Source organism: Actinomyces sp. zg328 (assembly GCF_009829635.1).
In the GTDB taxonomy this organism is placed as follows: Bacteria; Actinomycetota; Actinomycetes; order Actinomycetales; family Actinomycetaceae; genus Actinomyces; species Actinomyces marmotae.
Genome location: NZ_VWPE01000003.1, coordinates 97200 through 120223, shown reverse-complemented (window position 1 = coordinate 120223; position 23024 = coordinate 97200). Strand labels below are relative to the sequence as shown.

At 72.9% G+C, this 23024-nt stretch carries 19 protein-coding genes; 10 read left to right on the top strand and 9 right to left on the bottom strand.

The window, feature by feature from the left end:
• Positions 1-103 precede the first annotated feature (103 nt).
• Positions 104-2485 carry a phosphoribosylformylglycinamidine synthase subunit PurL gene (purL, locus tag GVV75_RS02975; RefSeq protein ID WP_159813403.1) on the top strand — a complete coding sequence of 794 codons (2382 nt, stop codon included), beginning with the start codon at positions 104-106 and terminating at the stop codon, positions 2483-2485.
• A 189-nt stretch (positions 2486-2674) separates the two neighbouring features.
• Here purL and GVV75_RS02970 read toward each other — a convergent pair whose 3' ends face one another.
• Complete coding sequence (locus tag GVV75_RS02970) at positions 2675-3145, bottom strand: hypothetical protein (RefSeq protein WP_159522854.1); 471 nt, start codon at positions 3143-3145, stop codon at positions 2675-2677.
• Between the two features lie 324 nt (positions 3146-3469).
• Positions 3470-4144, bottom strand: coding sequence for a hypothetical protein (locus tag GVV75_RS02965; RefSeq protein ID WP_159813401.1), 675 nt, complete (start codon positions 4142-4144; stop codon positions 3470-3472).
• Between the two features lie 311 nt (positions 4145-4455).
• On the opposite strand from GVV75_RS02965, the gene gdhA reads away from it, so the two are divergent.
• The 9 genes from gdhA to purM all read left to right on the top strand — a co-directional run bounded on the left by gdhA (position 4456) and on the right by purM (position 16230).
• Positions 4456-5793, top strand: coding sequence for an NADP-specific glutamate dehydrogenase (gene gdhA, locus GVV75_RS02960; RefSeq protein WP_159522858.1), 1338 nt, complete (start codon positions 4456-4458; stop codon positions 5791-5793).
• A gap of 243 nt (positions 5794-6036) precedes the next feature.
• Entirely contained in the window at positions 6037-6807 is a 771-nt protein-coding gene (locus GVV75_RS02955; RefSeq protein ID WP_159522860.1) for a DeoR/GlpR family DNA-binding transcription regulator, read from the top strand.
• Positions 6804-7802, top strand: coding sequence for a 1-phosphofructokinase family hexose kinase (locus GVV75_RS02950; RefSeq protein WP_159522864.1), 999 nt, complete (start codon positions 6804-6806; stop codon positions 7800-7802). Before GVV75_RS02955 ends, GVV75_RS02950 begins: the two co-directional genes overlap by 4 nt.
• Before the next feature lie 95 nt (positions 7803-7897).
• Positions 7898-10018, top strand: a complete 2121-nt coding sequence (locus GVV75_RS02945; protein WP_159624631.1) for a PTS fructose transporter subunit IIABC — start codon at positions 7898-7900, stop codon at positions 10016-10018.
• Between the two features lie 147 nt (positions 10019-10165).
• Entirely contained in the window at positions 10166-10567 is a 402-nt protein-coding gene (locus GVV75_RS02940) for a sterol carrier family protein (RefSeq protein WP_159813399.1), read from the top strand.
• A 135-nt stretch (positions 10568-10702) separates the two neighbouring features.
• Positions 10703-11443: a FadR/GntR family transcriptional regulator gene (locus GVV75_RS02935; protein ID WP_159813397.1), complete on the top strand. Its 741-nt coding sequence runs from the start codon at positions 10703-10705 to the stop codon at positions 11441-11443.
• 96 nt (positions 11444-11539) lie between these two features.
• Complete coding sequence (locus tag GVV75_RS02930) at positions 11540-12964, top strand: four-carbon acid sugar kinase family protein (RefSeq protein WP_159813395.1); 1425 nt, start codon at positions 11540-11542, stop codon at positions 12962-12964.
• 201 nt (positions 12965-13165) lie between these two features.
• Positions 13166-15085, top strand: coding sequence for an amidophosphoribosyltransferase (gene purF / locus GVV75_RS02925; RefSeq protein ID WP_442858379.1), 1920 nt, complete (start codon positions 13166-13168; stop codon positions 15083-15085).
• Positions 15082-16230: a phosphoribosylformylglycinamidine cyclo-ligase gene (purM, locus tag GVV75_RS02920; protein WP_159522874.1), complete on the top strand. Its 1149-nt coding sequence runs from the start codon at positions 15082-15084 to the stop codon at positions 16228-16230. Before purF ends, purM begins: the two co-directional genes overlap by 4 nt.
• A gap of 239 nt (positions 16231-16469) precedes the next feature.
• Here the strand turns inward: purM and GVV75_RS02915 are convergent, their stop codons facing one another.
• The 7 genes from GVV75_RS02915 to GVV75_RS02885 all read right to left on the bottom strand — a co-directional run bounded on the left by GVV75_RS02915 (position 16470) and on the right by GVV75_RS02885 (position 22958).
• Complete coding sequence (locus GVV75_RS02915; RefSeq protein WP_159813392.1) at positions 16470-16937, bottom strand: DUF3806 domain-containing protein; 468 nt, start codon at positions 16935-16937, stop codon at positions 16470-16472.
• A 300-nt stretch (positions 16938-17237) separates the two neighbouring features.
• Positions 17238-17474, bottom strand: a complete 237-nt coding sequence (locus tag GVV75_RS02910; RefSeq protein ID WP_159522918.1) for a DUF3073 domain-containing protein — start codon at positions 17472-17474, stop codon at positions 17238-17240.
• 188 nt (positions 17475-17662) lie between these two features.
• Positions 17663-18004, bottom strand: coding sequence for a DUF3618 domain-containing protein (locus GVV75_RS02905; protein WP_159624641.1), 342 nt, complete (start codon positions 18002-18004; stop codon positions 17663-17665).
• An 11-nt stretch (positions 18005-18015) separates the two neighbouring features.
• Positions 18016-18621 carry a hypothetical protein gene (locus GVV75_RS02900; RefSeq protein ID WP_159813390.1) on the bottom strand — a complete coding sequence of 202 codons (606 nt, stop codon included), beginning with the start codon at positions 18619-18621 and terminating at the stop codon, positions 18016-18018.
• Complete coding sequence (locus GVV75_RS02895) at positions 18618-19109, bottom strand: phage holin family protein (RefSeq protein WP_159813388.1); 492 nt, start codon at positions 19107-19109, stop codon at positions 18618-18620. Before GVV75_RS02895 ends, GVV75_RS02900 begins: the two co-directional genes overlap by 4 nt.
• Before the next feature lie 163 nt (positions 19110-19272).
• Complete coding sequence (locus GVV75_RS02890; RefSeq protein WP_159813386.1) at positions 19273-21009, bottom strand: ABC transporter ATP-binding protein; 1737 nt, start codon at positions 21007-21009, stop codon at positions 19273-19275.
• Entirely contained in the window at positions 21009-22958 is a 1950-nt protein-coding gene (locus tag GVV75_RS02885) for an ABC transporter transmembrane domain-containing protein (RefSeq protein WP_159813384.1), read from the bottom strand. Before GVV75_RS02885 ends, GVV75_RS02890 begins: the two co-directional genes overlap by 1 nt.
• Positions 22959-23024: the final 66 nt, after the last annotated feature.

Sequence of the window (23024 nt, the reverse complement as noted above, 5' to 3'; positions counted from 1 at the left end):
GCCTCGCCCGACCCGCTCACCTGGGGGACCCATGACCTGCCGCTCCCACCTGCCGGGTATCCTCGGGCATGGCCCCCTCCCGCTCACCCCCAGGAGCAGCCGCATGGCTCACACAGCCCACACCGCCGAGACCGCCCCCCGTCCCGTGGAGCATCCCGACACCGTCGCCGATGCCGCGGCGACGCCCGATCAGCAGATGCCGTGGGCCGAGCTCGGCCTCAAGGCTGATGAGTACGAGGACATCAAGCGGCTCCTGGGCCGCCGCCCCACTGCCGCCGAGCTCGCCATGTACTCCGTCATGTGGTCTGAGCACTGCTCCTACAAGTCCTCCAAGATTCACCTCAAGCAGTTCGGCGCCAAGGTGACCCCCGAGATGCGCGAGCACCTGCTCGTTGGCATGGGGGAAAACGCCGGCGTCGTCGACATCGGCGACGGCTGGGCCGTGACCTACAAGGTCGAGTCCCACAACCACCCCAGTTTCGTCGAGCCCTACCAGGGCGCCGCCACCGGCGTGGGCGGGATCGTCCGCGACATCATCTCCATGGGCGCGCGCCCCGTGGCCGTCATGGACCAGTTGCGCTTCGGCGCCGTCGACCACCCCGACACCGCCCGCGTCGTGCACGGCGTGGTGGCCGGCGTCGGCGGCTACGGCAACTGCCTGGGCCTGCCCAACATCGGCGGCGAGACAGAGTTCGACCCCTCCTACCAGGAAAACCCGCTCGTCAACGCCCTGTGCGTGGGGGTCCTGCGTCACGAGGACATCCACCTGGCCAACGCCTCCGGCGCCGGCAACAAGGTGGTCCTCTTCGGTGCGCGCACCGGCGGCGACGGCATCGGCGGCGCCTCCATCCTCGCCAGCGAGTCCTTCGAGGACGGCATGCCCGCCAAGCGCCCCAGCGTCCAGGTGGGTGACCCCTTCATGGAGAAGGTCCTCATCGAGTGCTGCCTCGACCTGTTCGACGCCGACCTCGTCCTGGGCATCCAGGACCTGGGCGCCGCCGGCATCTCCTGCGCCACGAGCGAACTCGCCTCCAACGGCGACGGCGGCATGCACGTCGACCTGGAGAAGGTCCTCCTGCGCGACCCCTCCCTCACCGCCGGCGAGATCCTCATGAGCGAGTCCCAGGAGCGCATGATGGCCGTCGTCGCCCCCGACAGGCTCGACGACTTCATGGCCGTCATCGACAAGTGGGACGTCGAGGCCGCTGTCATCGGCGAGGTCAACGGCTCGGGCCGCCTGACCATCGACCACTTCGGTGAGCGCATCGTCGACGTCGACCCCAAGACGGTCGCCCACGAGGGCCCCACCTACGAGCGGCCCTACGCCCGCCCCGCCTGGCAGGACGCACTCAACGCGGACTCCTCCGAGCGCCTGGCGCGCCCGGCCAGCGCCACCGAGCTCACCGAGCAGGTTCTCGCCGTCGTCACCAGCCCCAACCAGGCCTCCAGTGCCTGGGTCACCGACCAGTACGACCGTTTCGTGCGCGGCGACACCGCCCTGGCCCAGCCCGACGACGCCGGCGTCATCCGCGTCGATGAGACCACCGGCCGTGGCGTGGCCATCTCCACCGACGCCAACGGGCGCTTCACCAAGCTCGACCCGGCCACCGGAGCGGCCCAGGCCCTGGCCGAGTCCTACCGCAATGTCTGCACCGTTGGCGCCACGCCCCGGGCCGTGACCGACTGCCTTAACTTCGGCTCCCCGGAGGACCCGGACGCCATGTGGCAACTCGTTGAGGCCATCACCGGCCTGGCCGACGCCTGCCAGCAGATGGGCGTGCCCGTCACCGGCGGCAACGTCTCGCTCTACAACTCCCACGGCAAGGTCAAGGGGCTGCCCGACTCCTCCATCAACCCCACGCCCGTCGTCGGCGTGCTGGGCGTCATGGACGACGTGCGCCGCGCCAACCCCTCTGGCTGGTTCGAGGAGGGCCTGGCGATCATCGCCCTGGGCGCCACCGCCGATGAGCTGGACGGCTCGGCCTGGACGCGCGTCGTCCACGACCACCTCGGTGGTCTGCCCCCGAAGGTGGACCTGGAGGCCGAGATGGCCCTGGGGCGCGTCCTCGTGGCGCTGAGCGAGGCGGACCTGCCCGAGGGTGCGAAGCTCGTGCGCGCTGCCCACGACCTGTCCGCCGGCGGCCTCATCCAGAGCCTCGTCGACGCCGTGCTGCGCCACGGCGTGGGGGCCAGCGTGGACTTGGCCCCCATCGAGAGCCGCGACGGCGTGGACGACTTCACCACCCTGTTCTCCGAGTCCGGGGCGCGCGCGCTCGTGGCCGTCCACGAGGCCGCCGTGCCGGCGGTGGAGGCCGCCGCGGGCGCCGAGGGCGTGCCGTGGGCGCGCATCGGCACCACCGGTGGGGACATGCTCGTCGTGACCGGCACGGACCTGCTGGCCGACGGCGGTGCCGGCCGCCCGCTCATGCTTGACCTGGCCGAGCTGCGCGACGGGGTGGAGGCGACCCTGCCCGCGCTGTTCTGAGGCGTGGCGCCGCTGGCGCGGGCGCTGAGCCCTCAGGGTCTCGGCGTCTCGCACCGGCGTGCCCTGGCCGCGTGGGCGGCGCAGCGCGTTGAGCGCGTGCTGCCGCTCGCGGGCGATGACGCCGCGCCGGCCTCGATCAGGAGGGTGTCCGGGATCGATACCGCCATCGTCGCACCAGCGCGCGACCGGTCATGGCCCCGCGGGGGAGGGGTTGTGCTCGATGAAATCGGAGGCGGGGGGCTCTGTGCGCCAGGCCTTCGAGGTCTGGAGCAACAGGAGGCAGATGGTCGCCGTCGCCAGCCCCGCGCCGATCATGAACTCGAGGGCGAGGGCGGGATTGAATTTAGCGCCCCAGGGCACGGCGGCCGATGAGTGGTACCCCAGAGCGTCGTACGGCATGGCGGGGATGACCAGGTCGCGCGCGATGGTGAGAACGGCCTGGGAGATCGCGGCGCCCAGGAGGACGGCGTAACCTTTCCTCCCCAGGAAGGTGATCCCCGTGGTCAGCAAGGCCACAGCGGTGAGGAGCACCCCGAAGGCGTAGAGGTAGAACAGCCCGGCCAGCGTGTTGGGGTTGGAACTGTCATTGCTGAAATCGATGGCGTAGAAGAAATTGAGCAATCCCAGGAAGAGCCCGAGACTGCCGCTGATGATGGCCATGACGCAGGCGCTCATTACCGTTCCGGGGTGGGTCGGCCCTCGGCGCGCGGCCGGGACGGGCGCCGGGTATAGGAACGTTGGCACGAGCATCACCGGCGGCTGAACGGCATAGCCTCCGTAGGGGGCGGATGCTCCCAGAGCCCCCGGCATGCCAGGGGCTCCCTGCTGATACCCAGGGGCGTAGGACTGTTGGGCGCCCGTGGGCTGCGCCGGGACCTGGCCGTAAGCGGGATCGGACGGCTGCTGGGGGAAATAGGGGGCGGTCATGGATACCCTTCGTCGTCGCGTGTCGCGTGGGGGTGGATGAGCTGAGAGCGCGGTCCTCTACTTGCGCCAACTCTTCGTCGAGGGGTTGAGGAGCAGGATGATGGTGGACACCGCCAGGCCGAGGCCGGTGACGAGGTAGAAAACAGTGCCGCTGTTGAACCTGATGCTGTCGGGGAGATCGGAGGAGTTGAGTCCGAGGATCCTGGGGAGCATCAGCGGGAAGACGATGTGCAACAGGACCGTCACGACGGCCTGCGCGATGGCGGCGCCCAGGAGGCCCCCGTACCCCTTGCCCTTGAAGAAGGTGATGCTCGTCGTCAGTAGCGCCACGGCGGTGACGAACACTCCGAATCCGAGGATGTAGTCGATCATGACCGCGGTGCTCCGGCTGTGGCTGGCCGCGACGAGCTGTGCCAGAGCGTCGAGCGTGGTTGTGAGGATGATCGTGCTGACGGCCAGGATGAGCCCCAGCCCCCCGCTGATGATGCCGAGCACTGACGCGCCCGTCGCGGTGCCCGGGCGCTGGGGCCCCATCGGCCGCAGGTAGGGCATCACCGGGTAGACGGCCATGGGCTGGCCCGCGTAGGGGGCGGCGGCGTACGGGTACTGGGGCATCCCGGCCTGCGGCGCCCGCGCGTAATCGGGCCGACCGGAGGAGGGCGCGGAGGGCTGAGGGTAGGGCTGATAGGGCTGGTAGGGCTGCTGGGGAGGGTAGGGGGACTGATCAGTCATGACGGAGATCCTTCTATGTCATACGCCAAGGCGATTCAAGCCCGCGCATTCCCCACGCGTCAAGGATCGGTCTTGGCAAGGCCCTCGTGATCGGGAGTGCTCCCCATCCGCCTGCCCCGCCGGGCCCCTGCGGTCACCGTGCCCCACAGGCGGCTCTCAGGCGGCGATGGCGCGGGTGCCGAGCCGCGCGGGAGCGTGACCGGACGAGAACATTCATCTCAGCGAAACGTGGCGGTGGGACTCTTGAATCCGGCACCGGGGCGGAAGCACGGTGCCTTTTGTGAGGACGCGAGTACCCGAAGGAGTCCGTTATGGCTGAAGTCGTTGAGAAGGTCTATGAACAGGTGGTCGCCCGCAACCGCGGGGAGACCGAGTTCCACCAGGCAGTGCGTGAGGTTCTGGACTCCCTCGCCCCCGTCATCGCCAAGCACCCGCACTACGCCGACGATGCCCTCCTCGAGCGCATCGTCGAGCCTGAGCGCCAGGTCATCTTCCGGGTCCCGTGGGTCGACGACGCCGGCAACGTCCAGGTCAACCGCGGCTTCCGCATCGAGTTCAACTCCGCCCTCGGCCCCTACAAGGGCGGCCTGCGCTTCCACCCCAGCGTCAACGCCGGCATCATCAAGTTCCTCGGCTTCGAGCAGATCTTCAAGAACGCCCTGACCAACCAGGCCATCGGCGGCGGCAAGGGCGGATCCGACTTCGACCCCCACGGCCGCTCCGACGCCGAGGTCATGCGCTTCTGCCAGTCCTTCATGACCGAGCTCTCCCGCCACATCGGCCCGAGCACGGACGTGCCCGCCGGCGACATCGGCGTGGGCGGCCGGGAGATCGGCTTCCTCTTCGGCCAGTACAAGCGCCTGCGCAACTCCTACGACGCCGGAGTCCTCACCGGCAAGGGCCTGGGATGGGGTGGCTCCCTCGTGCGCACCGAGGCCACCGGCTACGGCACCGTCCTGTTCGCCCAGTCCATGCTCGCCACCAAGGGCCAGAGCCTGGAGGGTAAGAGGGTCGCGGTCTCCGGCTCCGGGAACGTCGCCATCTACGCCATCGAGAAGGCCCAGCAGCTCGGTGCCACCCCGATCACCTTCTCCGACTCCTCGGGCTACGTCGTTGACGAGGCCGGCGTGGACCTCGACCTCCTCAAGCAGGTCAAGGAGGTCGAGCGCGGCCGCGTCGCCGACTACGTCTCCCGCCGCCCCGGCGCCCGCCTCGTGACCGAGGGCCGCGTCTGGGATGTCCCGGCCGAGGTCGCCCTGCCCTGCGCCACCCAGAACGAGCTCGACGGCGCCGGCGCCGCCACGCTGCTGCGCAACGGCTGCGCCGTCGTCGCCGAGGGCGCCAACATGCCCTCCACCCCCGAGGCCATCGAGGCCTTCCAGGCCGCCGGCATCCTCTACGCCCCCGGCAAGGCCGCCAACGCCGGTGGCGTGGCGACCTCCGCCCTCGAGATGGAGCAGAACGCCGGCCGCACCCGCTGGAGTTTCGAGACCGCCGAGGCCAAGCTCACCGGCATCATGGCCGACATCCACGACTCCTGCGTGGCCGCCGCCGAGGAGTACGGCCGCCCCGGCGACTACGTCCTGGGCGCCAACGCCGCCGGCTTCACCCGCGTCGCTGACGTCATGATCGCCCACGGGATCGTCTGAGGCCCGCCTCCCGCTGCATCGGCGGCCCCGCGCTGCCCGCTCCGGCTCTCGACGGCGCCCGCCACCCGCCCAGGGTGGCGGGCGCCGTCGCACACCGCCTGGAATGTGACATGGATCATATGACTCAATGCCCGAACGGGCGTACGGTTATGCCTGATAGGTCTTCTAGACCTGAATTCAATGCCCGAACGGGCGTTGGCTGGGTCTCGGAGCATCCGTGACAGCGTCGTCGAGGAGGGCGACATGAACGCCGAGAAGCGTCAGACGGGCATCGTCGCCGCCGTCGCCCGCGAGGGCCGAGTCCACGTCGCCGAGCTCGCCACCCGCTACGGCGTGACCGTCGAAACCATCCGCCGGGACCTCGGCGCGCTCGATCGCGCCGGCGCCCTTCGCAAGGTCCACGGCGGCGCCGTCCCGGTCCCCGTCAGCGCCTCCCCTGAGACGGGCGTCGCCGAGCGCGAACTCGCCGCCGCCCCCGCCAAGGCCGCTATCGCCGCCGCCGCCCTCGCGGCCCTGGAGCCGGCCAAGGGGATGAGCATCCTCCTCGACGCCGGGACCACCACCGCCGCGCTCGCCCGCCTCCTGCCCACGGGCCTCGACCTGCGCGTCATCACCGACTCCCTGCTCATCGCCACGCTCCTCGCCCCCCGCGAGGGCATCAGCGTGCGCGTCCTAGGGGGGCAGGTCCGCGGAATGACGCAGGCCGCCGTCGGTCCGGAGGCCCTCGACGCCCTCGCCCACCTGCGGGTCGACGTCACCGTCCTGGGCGCCAACGGGATCAGCGCGGAGCACGGTCTGTCCACGCCCGACCCGGATGAAGCGGCCGTCAAGCGCGCCATGGCCAGGGCCGGGCGTCGCGTCCTCGCCCTGGCGGACGCCTCCAAGATCGGGCAGGAGCACCTCGTCTCCTTCGCCGACACCGCCGACGTCGACCTCCTCATCACCAACGCCCCCCTGCCCGACCCTCTCGCCAGCCAGCTGTCCATCACGGGAACCGAGGTCCGCATCGCATGATCGTCACGCTCACACCCAACCCCTCGCTCGACCGCACCGTCGCCCTGCCAGGGCCCCTCGTGCGCGGCGGCGTCAACCGCCTCACCAGCGTCGTCACCGACCCCGGTGGCAAGGGCGTCAACGTCGCCCGCGTCCTGGTCTCCTCCGGCCTGGAGGCCACCACGGTCTTGCCCGCCGCCGAGCACGACCCCCTGCGCGCCGTCCTTGAGGCCGTCGCCCAGCCCGGCCTGACCGTCCACGCTGTCACCGTGCCGGGCGCCGCGCGCGTCAACACCGCCGTCACCGAGCCCGACGGCACCACCACCAAGATCAATGAGCCCGGAGCTGAGCTCGGCCGGCCTGAGCGCGCCGCCATCGAGGAGGCCCTGCTCGCGGCCGTCAGGGGCGGCCCGGACGGGGCTGATGGCTCTGGATGGGCGATCCTGTCGGGCTCCTTGCCGCCCGGCGCCCCCATCGACTGGTACGCCCGCCTCGTCACGCTGCTTCGCCCCACGGGGGTGAGCATCGCCGTTGACACCTCGGACGCCCCGCTCGCAGCCCTGGCCGCCGCCCTGCCGGGGGCCGCCCCCGACCTCATCAAGCCCAACGGCGAGGAGCTCGGCCAGCTCGCCGGACTGCCCGCCGAGCGCGCCATGGCCCTGGAGGATGGCGCCCTGGCCGGGGATCTCGGTCCCGTCGTCGACGCCGCCCGCGTCCTCGTCGACCGCGGTGTCACCGCCGTCATGGCCACCCTCGGGCCTGCCGGGGGGGTCCTCGTGACCACCGAGGGAGCCTGGCACTCCCCGGCCCCTGCCATCGACGTCGTCTCCACCGTCGGCGCGGGCGACTCCTCCGTCGCCGGCTACGTCCTGGCCGACACCCGCGGGGACGGCCCCGCCGAGCGCCTGGCCACCGCCATGCTCTACGGATCCGCGGCCGCCTCCCTGCCCGGAACCACCCTGCCCACCCCCGCCGACCTGCCGGGAGCCGTGCCCGCCGTCTCCCGGCTCGCCTGAGCGCCCGGCTGCGAGGCCGACCCCGGCGACCAACGCCCCACGACCCGATGACCCGATCCGCCGGCCCCCGGCACCCACCGATCCAAGGAAGCACCATGACCGAGACCATCGACACCGGCGGCACCGCGCCGCTCATCACCCCTGAGCTCGTCGCGCTCGACGCCGCCCCCGGCTCCGACAAGAGCGACGTCATCACCCACCTGGCCGGAGTCGTCGCGGGCGCCGGGCGGGCCGACGCCCCCGAGGGCCTGGCATCCGACGCCCTGGCCCGAGAGGCCACCGCCCCCACCGGCATCCCCGGCGGCATCGCCATCCCGCACTGCCGCTCCGAGCACGTGCTCACCGCCAGCCTGGGATTCGCCCGCCTCGCCGAGCCGGTGGACTTCGGCGCCGCCGACGGCCAGGCCGCCGACCTCATCTTCATGATTGCCGCCCCCGCGGGTGCCGACGACATGCACCTCAAGCTCCTCGCCAAGCTCGCCCGCGGTCTCATGCGCGCCGACTTCACCGACGCCCTGCGCAGCGCGGGAAGCGCCGAGGAGGTCGTCCGCATGGTCACCGAGCAGGTCCAGCCCGAACTGCTCAAGGACGGCGCGAGCGCCGAGGAGGCGAGCGCTCCTGCTGCGGCCCCCGCCCCCGCCGCGGCCCCCGCTGTGGCCCCCGCGGGCGGCGAGCGCGTCATCGTCGGCGCCACCTCTTGCCCCACCGGCATCGCCCACACCTTCATGGCCGCCGAGGCCCTTGAGCAGGCGGGCGCCGAGCGCGGCATCACCGTGCGCATCGAGGGCCAGGGCTCGGGCAAGATCGACGCCCTGGACCCCGAGCTCATCAAGCGCGCAGACGCCGTCGTCTTCGCCCACGACCTGCCCATCAAGGGGCGCGAGCGCTTCGCCGGCAAGCCGGTCATCGACGTCGGCGTCAAGGCCGCCGTCAACGACGCCGGGAGCCTCATTGACCAGGCCCTCGCCGCCATCGACGATCCCGCCGCCCAGCGCGTCCCCGCCGGAGCCGCGGGCGGCCAGGGCGCCGCGGAGGAGGACGAGGGCTCCGTCCACTGGGCCCGGCGCCTCCAGCGCGCCGTCATGACCGGCGTGTCCTACATGATCCCCTTCGTCGCGGCGGGCGGCCTGCTCATCGCCCTCGGGTTCCTGCTCGCCGGCTACGACGTCGCCAACCTCTACGGCAAGTTCTCGATCACCGACTACTCGCTGACCAACCTGCCCGGACACGAGTTCGTCCACACGATCACGAACTCGGCCGGCGACGTCCTCGGCACCGAGACGATCACGCTGGACCGCTCCGGCCTGCCCCTCTACCTCGGCTGGGCCTTCTTCCTGCTCGGCAAGGCGGCGATGGGCTTCCTCGTCCCGGCGCTCGCCGGCTACATCGCCTTCGGACTGGCCGGGCGCCCGGGCATCGCCCCCGGATTCGCCATGGGCGTGGTGGCCGAGGCCGTGGGCGCCGGCTTCATCGGCGGCCTCATCGGCGGCATCCTCGCCGGCTACTTCGCCGCCTGGCTGGCCGGCCTGGGCGTGCCGCGCTGGCTGCGCGGGCTCATGCCCGTCGTCGTCATCCCGCTGGGGACCACGCTGGTCGTGGGCGGGCTCATGTACCTCGTGCTCGGCCGACCGCTCGCGAGCATCATGACCGGGATGCAGAACGGGCTCACCTCCATGTCCGAGGGGGGCGCCTCCATCCTCCTGGGCGTCATCCTGGGCCTGATGATGTGCTTCGACCTGGGCGGGCCCGTCAACAAGGCCGCCTACCTGTTCGGGACAGCGGGCCTGGCCGCCAACACCACCGCATCATTCGAGATCATGGCGGCCGTCATGGCCTCCGGCATGGTGCCGCCGCTGGCCGTCTCCGTGGCGAGCTTCCTGCGGCCGCGCCTGTTCACCAAGGCCGAGGTCGAGAACGGCCGCAGCGCCTGGCTGCTCGGGCTGTCCTTCATCTCCGAGGGCGCCATCCCCTTCGCCGCCGCCGACCCGCTGCGCGTCATCCCGGCCACCATGGCCGGTGGCGCCGTCACCGGCGCGCTGACCATGGCCCTGCACGTGGGCTCCCGAGCCCCCCACGGTGGCCTCTTCGTGGCCTTCGCCATCACCAACGTGGTGGGCTTCCTCCTGGCGATCCTCGCCGGCGTGGTGGTGACCTCCGCGCTCGTGGTGGTCCTCAAGGGCCTCGGGCACCGCAAGGCGGCGGCGGTCGCCGCCTGAGCCCTGCGCCCCGCCGTCATCCCGGGCCCCGCTCGCCGTCGCGAGCGGGGCCCGGGACGTCTCGCGTCGGCGGGGCGCCATCGCGGCGCTCCTGCTGGCCGTCTTGAGCGCTCCGCGCGTCCGGGGCACTCCGGGTATCTTCAGTCCATGCCGGCACGACGACGCATCGACCCCTCCGACGGCGCCTCCGCCGTCCGCGCCTGGGCCACCACCGGCGCCAGAGCGAGGCAGGGAGCCCGGGAGCCGTCGGCCGCCGTCGACCGCCGGGTGCTCGCCACCGCCGTGCGCTACACGCTCGAGGAGCTCTCCGCCCGCGCGCCGGGCCGCAGCGTCGAGGTCCGCGTCCCGCCCTACGGGGCCACTCAGGCTGTTGCCGGGACCACTCACCGGCGCGGCACCCCGCCCAGCGTCGTCGAAACCGATGCCGGCACCTGGCTCGCCCTGGCCACCGGCCGCCTGGCCTGGGGGGACGCCACGGGCTCGGGGGCCCTGATGGCCTCGGGGGAGCGCTGCGACCTCAGCCCCTACCTGCCCCTCATGCCCGCCTGATTACGCCTCCGCCAGCGCGCGGCGCCGCGCGGCCGCCGACCCCGGCGCGGAGTTCGGGGCGACCCCTTGCGCGTGACGTGTGACTGCCGTAACGTACATTAAGTCATCTGAGGACTTGAGGGGGTGGGAGGTGCCATGAGCGGCCGCGTCAGCATCGTCGCCGTCATCGTCGACACCCTCCTCGCCCGCGTCGTCGCCGGCACCTACCGGCCGGGCGGCGCGCTGCCCGCCGAGTCCTCCCTGGCCGAGGACCTCCAGGTCTCGCGCCTGACCGTGCGCGAGGCCATCAAGGTCCTCGTCGCCCGCGGCGTGCTGCGCTCCCGCCAGGGCTCGGGCACCTACGTCGTCGACCCGGACCGCTGGACGGACCTGGCGGGCCTGCTCATGCTTGAGCGCGCCCGCCGTGACGAGCGCGAGGTCGGCTTGGCCCTGCTCGAGGTGCGCCGCATGCTCGAGGTCGGTTCGGCGGGGCTCGCCGCCGCTCGTCGCACCCCGGACCAGCTCGAAGCCATGGGCCGCGCCATCGGCGATCTGCGCCGCGCCCACCAGCGCGACGACGTCGAGGCCGCCGCCCGGGCCGACCTCGACTTCCATGGCCTGGTCATCCACGCGGCCGGAAACCCGCTCGTCGTGGGCACCTACGCCCCGCTGCGCGAGGAGCTCATGCGCGCCAGGCTCGTGACCTCGGCCCACCCGGAGGTCAGGAGTCACGCCATCGAGCAGCACGAGCGCATCCTGTTCGCCCTGCGCGCAGGGTCGCCCGATGCCGCCAAGGCGGCCATGCGGGCGCATATGGAGCAGACGAGCAATGACCTGCTCTCCCGCGCCCCGATCGCCCCGGCCGTCCCGGCCCTTCCAACTCCCCGCGACCCCTGAGTCGCGCCGCCCGAGGCGCCCCGTCCCCGGTCCTCACGGACGCGCCCCGCATACTCACCAGATATTCATCAGAGGACTTGTCGCAAAGGAGCGAGCATGATCACCCTCGACGAGCTCACCGCGGGGATCCCGGAGGGCCCCCGCGTCGACCCCGCCGCCATCACCGAAGGACTCAACCGCGTCCTCATCGTCCTCGACGACGACCCCACCGGCACCCAGTCCATCGCCGACCTGCCCGTGGTCACCGGCTGGAGCGTCGCCGACCTCACCTGGGCGCTGAGCACCGGCGCCCCCGCCGTCTACGTCATGACCAACTCGCGGTCCCTGGACGCCCAGGACGCGGCCGAAGTCAACGCCGAGGTCGTCACCCACGCCCTGGAGGCCTCCCGGGCGACCGGGCGCGCCGTCGCCTTCGTCTCCCGCGCGGACTCCACCCTGCGCGGCCACTACCCCCTCGAGCCCGACACCATCGCCGACCTCCTTGAGGCCGACGGCGCCCGCGTCGACGGCATCATCCTGTCGCCGGCCTTCCCCGACGCGGGAAGAATCACCGTCCACGGCACCCATTACGCCGGCTCCCCGACCACCGGGTACCTCCCCGTTGGCCAGACCGAGTTCGCCCGGGACAAGACCTTCGGGTTCCGCTCCTCCGAACTCGCCGCCTGGGTCGAGGAGAAGACCGGGGGCGCCACGCCGGCCGGCGACGTCATCGTCATCGACCTGGCCACGCTGCGCACCGACCCCGACGCCGTCGTCGCGGCCCTGCGCGGCGCGCGGGACCGCGCCCCCATCGCCGTGGACTGCGTCGAGGAGAACGATCTCCTGCTGCTCTCCCTGGCCCTCCAGAAGGCAGAGGAGGCGGGATCCACCTTCGTCTACCGCGTCGGACCGCCCTTCGTGCGCGCCCGCATCGGCCAGAGGCCCCACCTCCCGCTCACCCCCGACCAGGCCCAGCCCGCGAGCGTGGCCCCGGCCACCGACGCCCGGGGCGGCCTCATCGTCGTCGGCTCCCACGTCGGCCTGACGGGGCGGCAGGTCGACGCCCTGCGCGCGGCCACCGCCACCCCCGAGCTCGTCCTCGACGTCCCCACCATCCTCGACCCGCGGCGACGCGACGCCCACGTCCTGGACATCGCCCGCCGCGCCGCCGCCGCCCTGGCGGAGGGCAACGTCGTCGTGCGCCGCGGCGGGGCCTTCGTGCCCGGGAGGGACCCCGAGGAGTCCCTCGACTTCGCCCGGCGCGTCTCAGCGGCCGTCGTCGAGGCCGTCCAGCGTGTCGTCGCGGCGCGCTGCCCCCGCTTCGTCATCGCCAAGGGGGGTATCACCTCATCCGATGTCGCCTCCAAGGGCCTGGGCATCAGCCGGGCGATCGTCCGCGGCCCCATGCTCCCGGGGATCATCTCGCTGTGGGAGCCCCAGGACGGCCCCGCCGCCGGGGTCCCCTACATCGTGTTCGCCGGCAACGTCGGTGACGACGACTCCCTCGCCGTCGTCGTCAAGACCCTCAATACGACTCTCTGAGAAGCCGCGCCGTCGGCCGGCGCCGCCGAGGCCGCCTCCGGGGCCGACGTCGTGCTCGTCGCCGTGCGCGACCAGGCCAGCTCGACGGGCTGCGGACGTGGACGCTGCTGTCTACCATTGCCGGGTTGATCGGATTCCTCCTGACCGCCGCGATGTGGTCCGTCGCCTGAGGATAAGGACGGGGTGTGGCAGGATGCCGCCGTGCGTCACGGTGAGATCCCCACGCCAGCGTCCTTCCGCTCCACCAGTCCGCTCGCCCCCCGCCGGGGCGACCGCGCGCCCGGGCGCTCGGAGGGCACTGGGCGCCTCCCGGCCCTCGGGCCCGGCGCGGTGGCGCCGGCCCCCAGCGCCGTCGATCCGCGGGCCGAGGACGAGCCCGCGATACACGAGGAGTGCGGCGTCTTCGGCGTGTGGGCCCCCGGGGAGGAGGTCTCCCGTCTGTGCTATTTCGGGCTCTACGCCCTTCAGCACCGCGGCCAGGAGTCGGCCGGCATCGCCACCACCGATGGCGCCTCCATCCGCGTCTACAAGGACCTCGGCCTGGTTTCCCAGGTCTTCGACGACACCGTCCTGACCAACCTCGCCGGCCATATGGCCGTCGCCCATGTCCGCTACGCCACCACCGGCGCCACCACGTGGGAGAACGCCCAGCCGATGCTCGGCCCCGTGGCCGGCTCCACCCTCGCCCTGACCCATAACGGCAACCTCACCAACACGCGCGAGCTCATGGAGGCCGTCCACGCGTCCAGTGGCGAGGACCTCACCGGGGAGCTCGGCCGGGGCTCATCCACCGACACCGCGGTCATCACCGCGCTCATGAACCTCGTCTCCGCCACGGGCGCCCCCGCGGGTTGGGACCACGCGGCCGATAGCGCCGAGGCCTGGCCGGGCCTGCCCCCGGCCCCCGATGGCGCCCCGGCGGGCGGCGAGGACGACGGCCCAGCCCCCGACGTGGCCTCCGCCGCCCGCCGGGTCCTGCCCATGCTGCGCGGCGCCTACTCGCTGGTCTTCATGGACGAGCACACCCTCTACGCCGCCCGTGACCCCCACGGCGTGCGCCCCCTCGTCCTGGGCCGGCTCGACGCCGGATGGGTGGTCGCCTCCGAGACCGCCGCCCTGGACATCGTCGGCGCCCGTTTCGTGCGCGAGGTCGAGCCCGGAGAGCTCATCGAGATCGACGGCGGCGGCGTGCGCTCCACCCGCTTCGCCGCCGCCCGTCGCGCCGGATGCGTCTTCGAGTACGTCTACCTCGCCCGCCCCGACACGCGCATCGCGGGCCGCTCCATCATCGCCGCCCGCAACGCCATGGGCGCCATCCTCGCCCGCGAGCACGCCGTCGACGCCGACCTCGTGATCGCCACCCCCGAGTCCGGCACCCCCGCCGCCATCGGCTACGCCCAGGCCTCCGGCATCCCCTACGCCCAGGGGCTGGTGAAGAACGCCTATGTGGGCCGCACCTTCATCCAGCCCACCCAGACCCTGCGCCAGCTCGGCATCCGCCTCAAGCTCAACCCCGTGCGAGAGGTCATCGAGGGCAAGCGCCTCGTCGTCGTCGACGACTCCATCGTGCGCGGCAACACCCAGCGGGCCCTCGTGCGCATGCTCCGCGAGGCCGGCGCCGCCGAGGTCCACATCCGCATCTCCTCCCCGCCCGTGCTCTGGCCCTGCTTCTACGGCATCGACTTCGCCACCCGGGACGAGCTCATCGCCACCTCGATGAGCGTGGAGGCGATCCGCGACTCCATCGGCGCGGACTCGCTCGGCTACCTGTCCGTGGACGGCATGATCGAGGCCAGCGGGCAGCCGGGCAACGAACTCTGCCTGGCCTGCTTCACCGGTTCCTACCCCATCACCCCGCCCCGGGAGGGCGTCATCGCCTCCCTCGCCCCGGCCAGCCGGGGCCGGGAGGGCGCCGAGCCCCGGCCCAGCGCGCCGCGCTACATCAGCCCGGACCTCATCACCATGCCGGACCTCGCCACCGGATCCACCCGGGCCACCGCCCCCAAGCGCCGCACGGCCCCGCAGCCGCAGACCATCCGCGTCCCCGACGGCGCCCGCCCCGGGGCGGGCGCCGGCCCCGCCGACCCAGCGCCCGCCCCCGAGGAAGGACACCCCCAGTGAGGACCACAGGCACCACAGGATCCACCGGCATCACCTACGCCTCCGCCGGCGTGGACACCGAGGCGGGGGACCGCGCCGTCGAACTCATGAAGGCCTCCGTGGCCGCCACCATGACGCCCGCGGTCGTCGGCGGCGTCGGGGGATTCGCCGGCATGGTCGACGTGAGCGGGCTGCGCGACTACCGGCGCCCCCTCCTGGCCACCTCCACCGACGGGGTCGGCACGAAGGTCGCCATCGCCCAGGCCCTCGGCATCCACGACACCATTGGCCAGGATCTGGTGGGCATGGTCGTCGACGACATCGTCGTCGTCGGCGCCCGCCCCCTGCTCATGACCGACTACATCGCCTGCGGCCGTGTGGTCCCCGAGCGCGTTGCCGACATCGTCCGCGGCGTGGCGAAGGCCTGCGCCGCCGTCGGCGCGCCCCTGCTGGGCGGGGAGACCGCCGAGCACCCCGGCCTCATGGCCCCCGATGAGTACGACGTCGCCGGCGCCGCCACCGGGGTCGTCGAGGCCGACCGCGTCCTCGGCGCCGAGCGCGTGCGCGCGGGGGACGCGCTCATCGCCATGGCCTCCTCCGGCCTGCACTCCAACGGGTACTCCCTTGTGCGGCGCGTCATCGAGCACGCCGGCTGGTCCCTGGACCGAGAGGTCCCCGAGCTCGGGCGCGCGCTGGGCGCTGAGCTCCTCGAGCCCACCCGCCTCTACACCGCCGCCTGCCTGAGCATCCTCGAGCGCGTCAGCCCCGATGACGGCTCCGGCGAGATGAGCGTTCACGCGCTGTCCCACATCACCGGCGGGGGACTGGCCGCCAATCTCTCCCGCGTCCTTCCCGCCGGCCTCATCGGCGACGTCGACCGCTCCTCCTGGACGGTCCCCCCCGTCTTCGACCTCGTCCGCGCCCTGGGACAGGTGCCCTGGGACGACCTCGAGTCCACCCTCAACCTGGGCGTCGGCATGGTGGCGGTGGTGGCCCCGGAGGCCGCTGAGGCCACCATGGCGGCCAGCCGGGAGGCGGGCATCGAGGCCTGGGCGCTCGGAACCGTCCATGACGCCGCCGGGTACGCGCCCGGTGGACGCGTCGTGGCCGGCACCAAGGGCGTCGACGGCGGCGCCGTCGACATCCACGGCCAGTACCGGGCCTGACGGGCGCCGCTGACGGCCAGGGCCCGCCCGGGGGACTGGCCCGCCGGGGGGACTGGCCCGCCGGGCCGCGAGCATGACGGCGCCGGGCGCGCAGCAACGCGCCCGGCGCCGTTCTCAGGGGCCCGGCTCTACGCGCGATCAGGGGCCGCGCGCATCAAGGAGGTGAGCCGGCTGCTCAGGGTCAGGGGAGTGACGCCGACGGCGTCGGTGGTCCTGTGCGTGGGGCGGGGCGTCCCTGGCTAGGTGGTTGCCGCAGCGCGCCGGAGGCGCTCAATGGCGCGGTGGGTCCCTTCCACGTAGTCGGCCAGGTCCCCCTGGCTCTGCCCCGTCCAGCGCTTGGCGACGGCGTTGATGGGGAACAGGGTGATCTGGCCGGTATCGCCAACCACCGCGGCATCCGTCCCGTACTCGTCGGTCACCAGCGCCCAGGAGAGGCCGCACTGGTTGACGAGCATCTGGCCCAGGGCGGCGCCGATCATGGAGACGGTCGGGTTCGGGTCCTCCCGCTCCTCGGGGGCCACTGACGACCACGCGGTCCGCTCGGCCACGAGGAAGTCCTGGAGCGCGGCTGGTGACGCCATGAGCCCGGCCTGGTCGGCCTGGGACACGAGCATGTCGATCCACGCGGTCTCAGCCTCGTTGAGGGGGCTGATCTGGGGCGCGGAGGCGCCGCAGCCGCTGGGCTGCGCCTCGTCCTTGTGTGCCATCGACAGTGTCTCCCTTCGTCGAGATGGGCTCTCAGCCGACGCGGCCCGTCCGCGCGCCTCAGGCGCGTGCGCGGCGCGTCAACCCGGAGCGTCCGCATGAGATCGGGCTGCGACTCCTGAACTGGTCAAGAGCGGGACAACCGTAGGGTGACGAACCTGGGAGCGCGGTGGGGGCCGCGTGAGCACTGACAGGGAGAACGCCCCAGCGCCACCGCCCGGCCATCGCCGCGGGCGCGCCGATCAGCGGGGCGCCCGCGGGCATGCGGCGGAGGCAGGCGCCAGTGGCGACCCGAGGCGGTCTCAGCGGCGTCGAGCGCCGTGAGTGGGCGCCGTCTGACTGGGGGCACCCCAGTCGGCGTCCTCGTCCGGGATGTCGTATTTGGAGGCGAGTGCTTCGTAATCGATCTCGTCGTCGGCCTCAGGACCCGATGCGGTGGAGAGCTCGCGCTCGAGCGCCGCGTAATCGGTCTCCGGGCTGAAGTACTTGAGCTTGCGGGCGACCTTCGTCGCCTTGGCCTTCTGACGGCCGCGCCCCATAGGCTCGACCCCCTCCAACGTGTCTCTGAGCGCGCTCACGGCGCGCGCGTGCATGGGCAAATGTGTCGTGGGGCAACCGTACATCGTCACCGAGCATGAGCACCATTCGGCGCTCGGAGGACGGGACTGGCGCGGCCGCTGGGATTCCCGAGCCCTCCGGCGAGGGCCTGATCGCCGGGGACGCGGGGTCAATGCCGCAGCAGGCGCCCCAGGGATACGGCCGCGGCGATGGCTCCGCCGGTGACCGCCGCGACGGTCGCGGTGGAGCGGATCGCCTCCTCGTCTCCGGCCCTGGCGCGATGCAGGGTCTCTAAGGCGCGGTCCCTCAGGGACTCGGCCCGCTCGCGCAGGCCCAAGGCGGTCTCCTGCGCCCGCTCCTTGAGCTCCTCGCCCGCGACGCGCGCCTGGACCCGGGGGTCCACGCGGGCCGCTAACTCGTCGACGCTGCCAGCCAGGGCCTCGCGCTGCGCGCGCAGTCGGGCCTCGATCTCCTCGGGGGTCGGCGCCGCCGACCCGCTCCGCTCGTTCAAAGCTGCTCCTGTCACTCCGTTGCGAAGGCCTGGCGTCGGTCCGCCCGGGCGAGCCTGACAAGACTGGTGATGCCGCAGCCGGCCAGGGCGATGCCGGCCAGGGAGACGACCCCCAGGGCGAGGGGGTCGCCGTCGGCCGCGTCATCGAGGAAGCGCTTGACGCGCATGGCGGCGCTCCTCGCGATCTGGGCGGGGGAGTCATGCCGGTGGGCGTCGACGAAGGAGCGAGCCTGGGCGCCGGCCTCCTCGGCGTGGCCGCGCGTGGCGGCCAGGGCGGCCGATGCCCTCCGGCTCACGACGGCCTTGACTGTCGCGGGCGCCAGGCGCTCGCCCAGGGCCTCGGCGTCGGCGGCCAGGGCGGCGCGGCGGGCGTTGAGCGCCGCCTGGATCTCCTCGGGGCTCGACGGCGCCCCGGGGCGGGTGGGGGCGCTGGGCGCCGATGATGGCGGCATCGGGGGCGCCGCGGGGGGCGCTGGCGCGGCGGCGGGCGCGGGCTGCTCGGGCAGCGACGCCGCGACCCGTGCCGCGGGCGGCGCGGGGGGCGCCGACCGCGCGGTCGCCCCCGTCGCTGCCGGCCGACCGCCGGGCATGATGCCGTACTCTGGCTGGGCGCTCATAGCGCCTCGCCTCCCTTCCTCAGGCCGGAGGCGACGGCGGACTTCACGGTCTCCGCGCTGGAGCGCAGGCCCTCCTGGGGCGCCGGGACGTCACTGCGGCCCTTCTTGAGGCGCTTGACGCCCAGGAGCGCCAGGATCGCGACGATGATGAACAGGACGAGCGCCACGATGAGGTAGCTGGCCCACAGTGGCAGCGCGAGTGCCAGCAGGCGCACGATTCCCCCCAGGAGGATCCCGAAGGCGAACAGTGCGAGGACGCCCGCCGCGCCGAGAAGCGCCGCGCCGAGCCCCAAGTTCGTGACCATGCGCTTGCCCTTGGCCTTGGCCAGGTCGATCTCGCCCTGGATGAGACCGGAGATGTTCTCCGAGATCCGGGCGATGAGCTCGCCGATCGTCGGTTGGGGGCCGCGCGCGCCGCCCTGGCCTCCCTGGCCGTGGGAACTGGGGGTGCCTGGCAGTGGCGGCGGCGTGGTGGGAGTCTCGCTCATGGTTGACCCTCCTGGTCGGGTGCGCGGTCGGGCGCGGTGCGCGGATGCTCCACACAGGATGTCATACCGCGCGGCGCCGCGCGCGACGCGTGCACGCATGGGCGCCGCGCCACGGCGCCCAGGGGAAAGGGTCCATCCGCCCTTGGCCCGCGGGAGCGGTCCTTCAGGAGCGGCTCCAGGTCTCCCACAGGGAGGCGTACTCCCCGCCGAGCGCCACGAGCTCGTCATGCGTGCCCAACTCGGTGATCCTGCCCCCCATGACCACGGCGATCCGGTCGGCGTCGTGGGCGGTCGACAGGCGGTGGGCGATCTCGACGACCGTGCGCCCGGCCAGCGCTGTGGACAGCGCGCGCTCCAGGCGCCGGGCCGCGCCGGGGTCCAGCAGGGAGGTCGCCTCGTCGAGGATGAGGGTGTGCGGGTCGAGCAGGACCAGCCTCGCCAGGGCCACCTCCTGGGCCTGGGCCGGCGTGAGCGCCAGGTTGCCCGAGCCGATGCGCGTGCCCATCCCATCGGGAAGGGCACTCACCCAGGCATCGGCCCCGATGGAGGCCAGCGCCCGGCGCAGGGTTTCGTCGTCGGCGTCCGGGCGCGCCAGGCGAAGGTTGTCCGCGATCGAGCCGACGAACACGTGGTGCTCCTGCGTCACGAGGGCCACGTGCCCGCGCAACTCGGCCTCGGTCAGGTCGGTCAGGCTCACCCCGCCGACGGTTACCCTCCCCGAGGTTGGCGGGTTGATGCCCGCGAGCATCCGCCCCAGCGTGGACTTACCCGATCCGGACGGGCCGACGACGGCGAGCCGCTCCCCAGGCACAAGCTCCAGGCAGATGCCGTGGAGCACCTCGACGCCCTCGCGGTAGGCGAAGCGGACGTCGTCGAGCACGATCCGCTCGCCCCGGGGGGCCTCGCCGGTGGGGGCGCGGTCCGGCGGGACCTCCTCGACCCCCATGATCCGCGACAGCGCCGCCTGGGTCACCTGAAGCAGGTCGATCCAGAACATGAGCTGGCCGATGGGCTTGCGGATCTCCATCGCGTACAGCGCCACCGTGGTGATCTCGCCCAGGCCTGCCCAGCCGCGCGAGGCCAGGAATCCTCCCCACAGCAGAACCACGACCACCGGGGCCCGCCAGGCGACGTCGAGAATGAGGAACATGACCAGGCGCAGGCGCGCGGCCAGCTCCTCCAGGCTCCAGGCCTCGGCGATATCGGCCCGCAGGGCCGCCTCACGGCGGGCCCCCAGGGCCAGCGCGTCCACGGTCTCAGCGTGCTCAACGGTCTCGGAAACCGTCCCATTCAGACGCGCGACGGCGGCCAGGTCCGCCCGGTAGACCGGCACCGCGCGGCGCAGGTACCAGCGCATCGTCAGCCACACGGGCGGCGCGATGACGCCCAGGGCCAGAGCGAGCAGCCAGTCGGCGGTGAAGGCGGCCAGGACCGTGAAGACGATCGTCACCACGCACACCATGATCTGGGGGATCCCCACCCTCACGAGGAACTCGATGCGGGAGATGTCGTTGGTGGTGCGGCCCACGAGGTCCCCGGTGCCCGCAGACTCGACGGCGGACAGGGGCAGGTGGACCACCCGCGACATCATCCGCTCGCGAAGGTCGGCGAACACCGACTCGCCCAGGGTGCGCGCGTGCATCTGCGCGTAGCGGTTGAGGAGCGCCCCCAGCAGTGTGACGACGACGATCGCCCCCACGACGCCATCCACGTAGGAGGCGCTCGCGGTTCCCCGCGAGACGCGGGTGACGAGCCGGCCCAGCAGCTGCGGGGAGACCAGCGTGGCCAGGACCGCGGCGATCTGGAGGGCCAGGACGCCGACGAAGCGCCAGCGGTAGGCGGAGATAATGCCCAGCGCCTTGCGCATGGCGACGCGACCGGGGGCCAGGGGCAGCGCCATCAGCGATCCACCCCCCTGGTGGGCTCGGCCGCCGGGGCGGCGGCCGAGCCCGCGCCTGAGTCATCGCCGTCGGGACCGTCCTCAGAGCCGGTGGCGCGGGCGACGATCCGCCGGTAGGCCAGCGCGGGCTCATCCCCCGCCCCCGCGCGCGCGAGCAACTCACGGTGGGTGGCCCGAGCGCGCTCGCGGCCATCCTCACCCAGGAGGACGACCTCATCGCAGACCGCCAGGACCAGCGGTGACTCGGTGACCACCACGGTGGTGCGCCCGGCGCGCGCCGCGCGGATCCGCTGGGCCACCCGCGCCTCGGTGTGGGAGTCGAGGGCGGAGGTCGGGGAGATGAGCACGAGGGCGGGCGCCTCGGTGAGCAGGGCGCGGGCCAGGGCGACCCTCTGGCGCTGCCCGCCGGACAGGGAGAGCCCCTTCTCCGTGATCATCCCGGCGAGGCCGCCGTCCAGGGAGGTGAGGACGTCGTTCGCGTCGGCGGCCTCCAGGGCGGCCAGGAGCCGGTCGTCGCCATCGGCCTGGCGCGGCTGCGGGCGGACCTGCTGGTCGACGTCGGCCACCCCGGCCCTGCGGGCCTCCGCCCGGGCGAGCTCGGCCGGGCCCACGGGGATGGGGTCGGGGGCGTCCCGCCCGGAAAGCGCCTGGCGCAGGGTCCCGGTGAAGAGCTGGGCCTCGGCCCCAGCCACGACGATGCTCGCCCGCGCCCGGGCCAGTCCCATCTCCCGCAGGTCGACGCCGTCCAGCGTGACGGGGGAGGCGCCGTCGTCGAAGCGCCCCAGACGGGTGGCCAGGGCGGCGGAGACATCCGGGTTGGGGGCGACGATCGCCGTCATAAGCCCGAGGGCGAAACTGGCCCCGGAGGCGGTGTCGTGGATCATGCCGGTCACGGGCTCGGCGGAGCGCATGTCGCGCTCCAGGCGCTGGCGCTCGGCGGCGGTCCCGGCGGCGGGGGTGGTCTCGAGGAGCCGGCGCAGGCGGCGCACGCCCACCACGGCGCGCGTGTACTCCTGGACGGAGAAGGAGAAAACCATGAGGGGCCAGGACAGGTAGGCGGTGTAGCCGTAGAAGGTGACGAGCTCTCCGGCGGTGATCTCCCCCTCGATGGCCAGCCTGGCCGCGGCCCACACGACGGCCGCCACGAACAGCCCTGGGAGGAGGACCTGCAGGCTCATGAGGATCGACTGGGTTCCGGCCACCTGCACGCCCCGGCGCCGCAGTTCCTGAGAGGCCCGCCGGTAGCGGTCGGCGAAGACCTCCTCCCCGCCGATGCCGCGCAGGATCCGTAATCCGGCGACAGTGTCGGTGGTGATCGTGGTGACCTCCGACTGCGCCTCGCGCTGGCGCGACTGGCGCGACTGGAGGGGCTTGATGACGAGGGTGACGATCCACGCCGTCAACGGCATCCCGATGATGACGATCGTGCCCAGCAGTGGGGAGGTGCGCAGCATGAGCACGGCGACGACCGCGAAGGACACCGCGGCCCCGATGACCGGGACCGCGCGCTGGAAGAAGGTGCCGATGGAGTCCGAGTCTGAGGCCACGATCGAGGAGACCTCGCCTGAGGAGGTCTGGTGGCTCAGGGCGGCGCCGGTGATGGTCGCCTGGCGGCCGACGAGGCGGTCGATGTCGAAGGAGATGCGCAGGCGCACGAGGGTGGAGAAGTAGGACAGTGCCGTGTCCCCGACGGCGTAGACGCAGAACAGGGCGAGCAGGCCCAGGGCGAGGGCCCAGATGCGCGGTGTCAGGCCGTGCTCGATCCCCGAGTCGAGGGCGGCGCCGAGGAACGCCGGGACGATCGCCTGGATGACATTGGCGACGATGGAGGCCGCGCAGGCGACGGCGAAGGGTGCGGCAGCGCGCCGCAGCAGCCAGGCCAGCACGGCGCGGGTGGAGCGCGTGGGCGGTGTGGCCAGCGGCGCGTCCGGTACGGGCAGGAATCGCATGATCCCCCGAGCCTAACTGTCACCCCGTCCCCATGACCCTCCCTCCCCCAAGAGCGAGACCGGTCG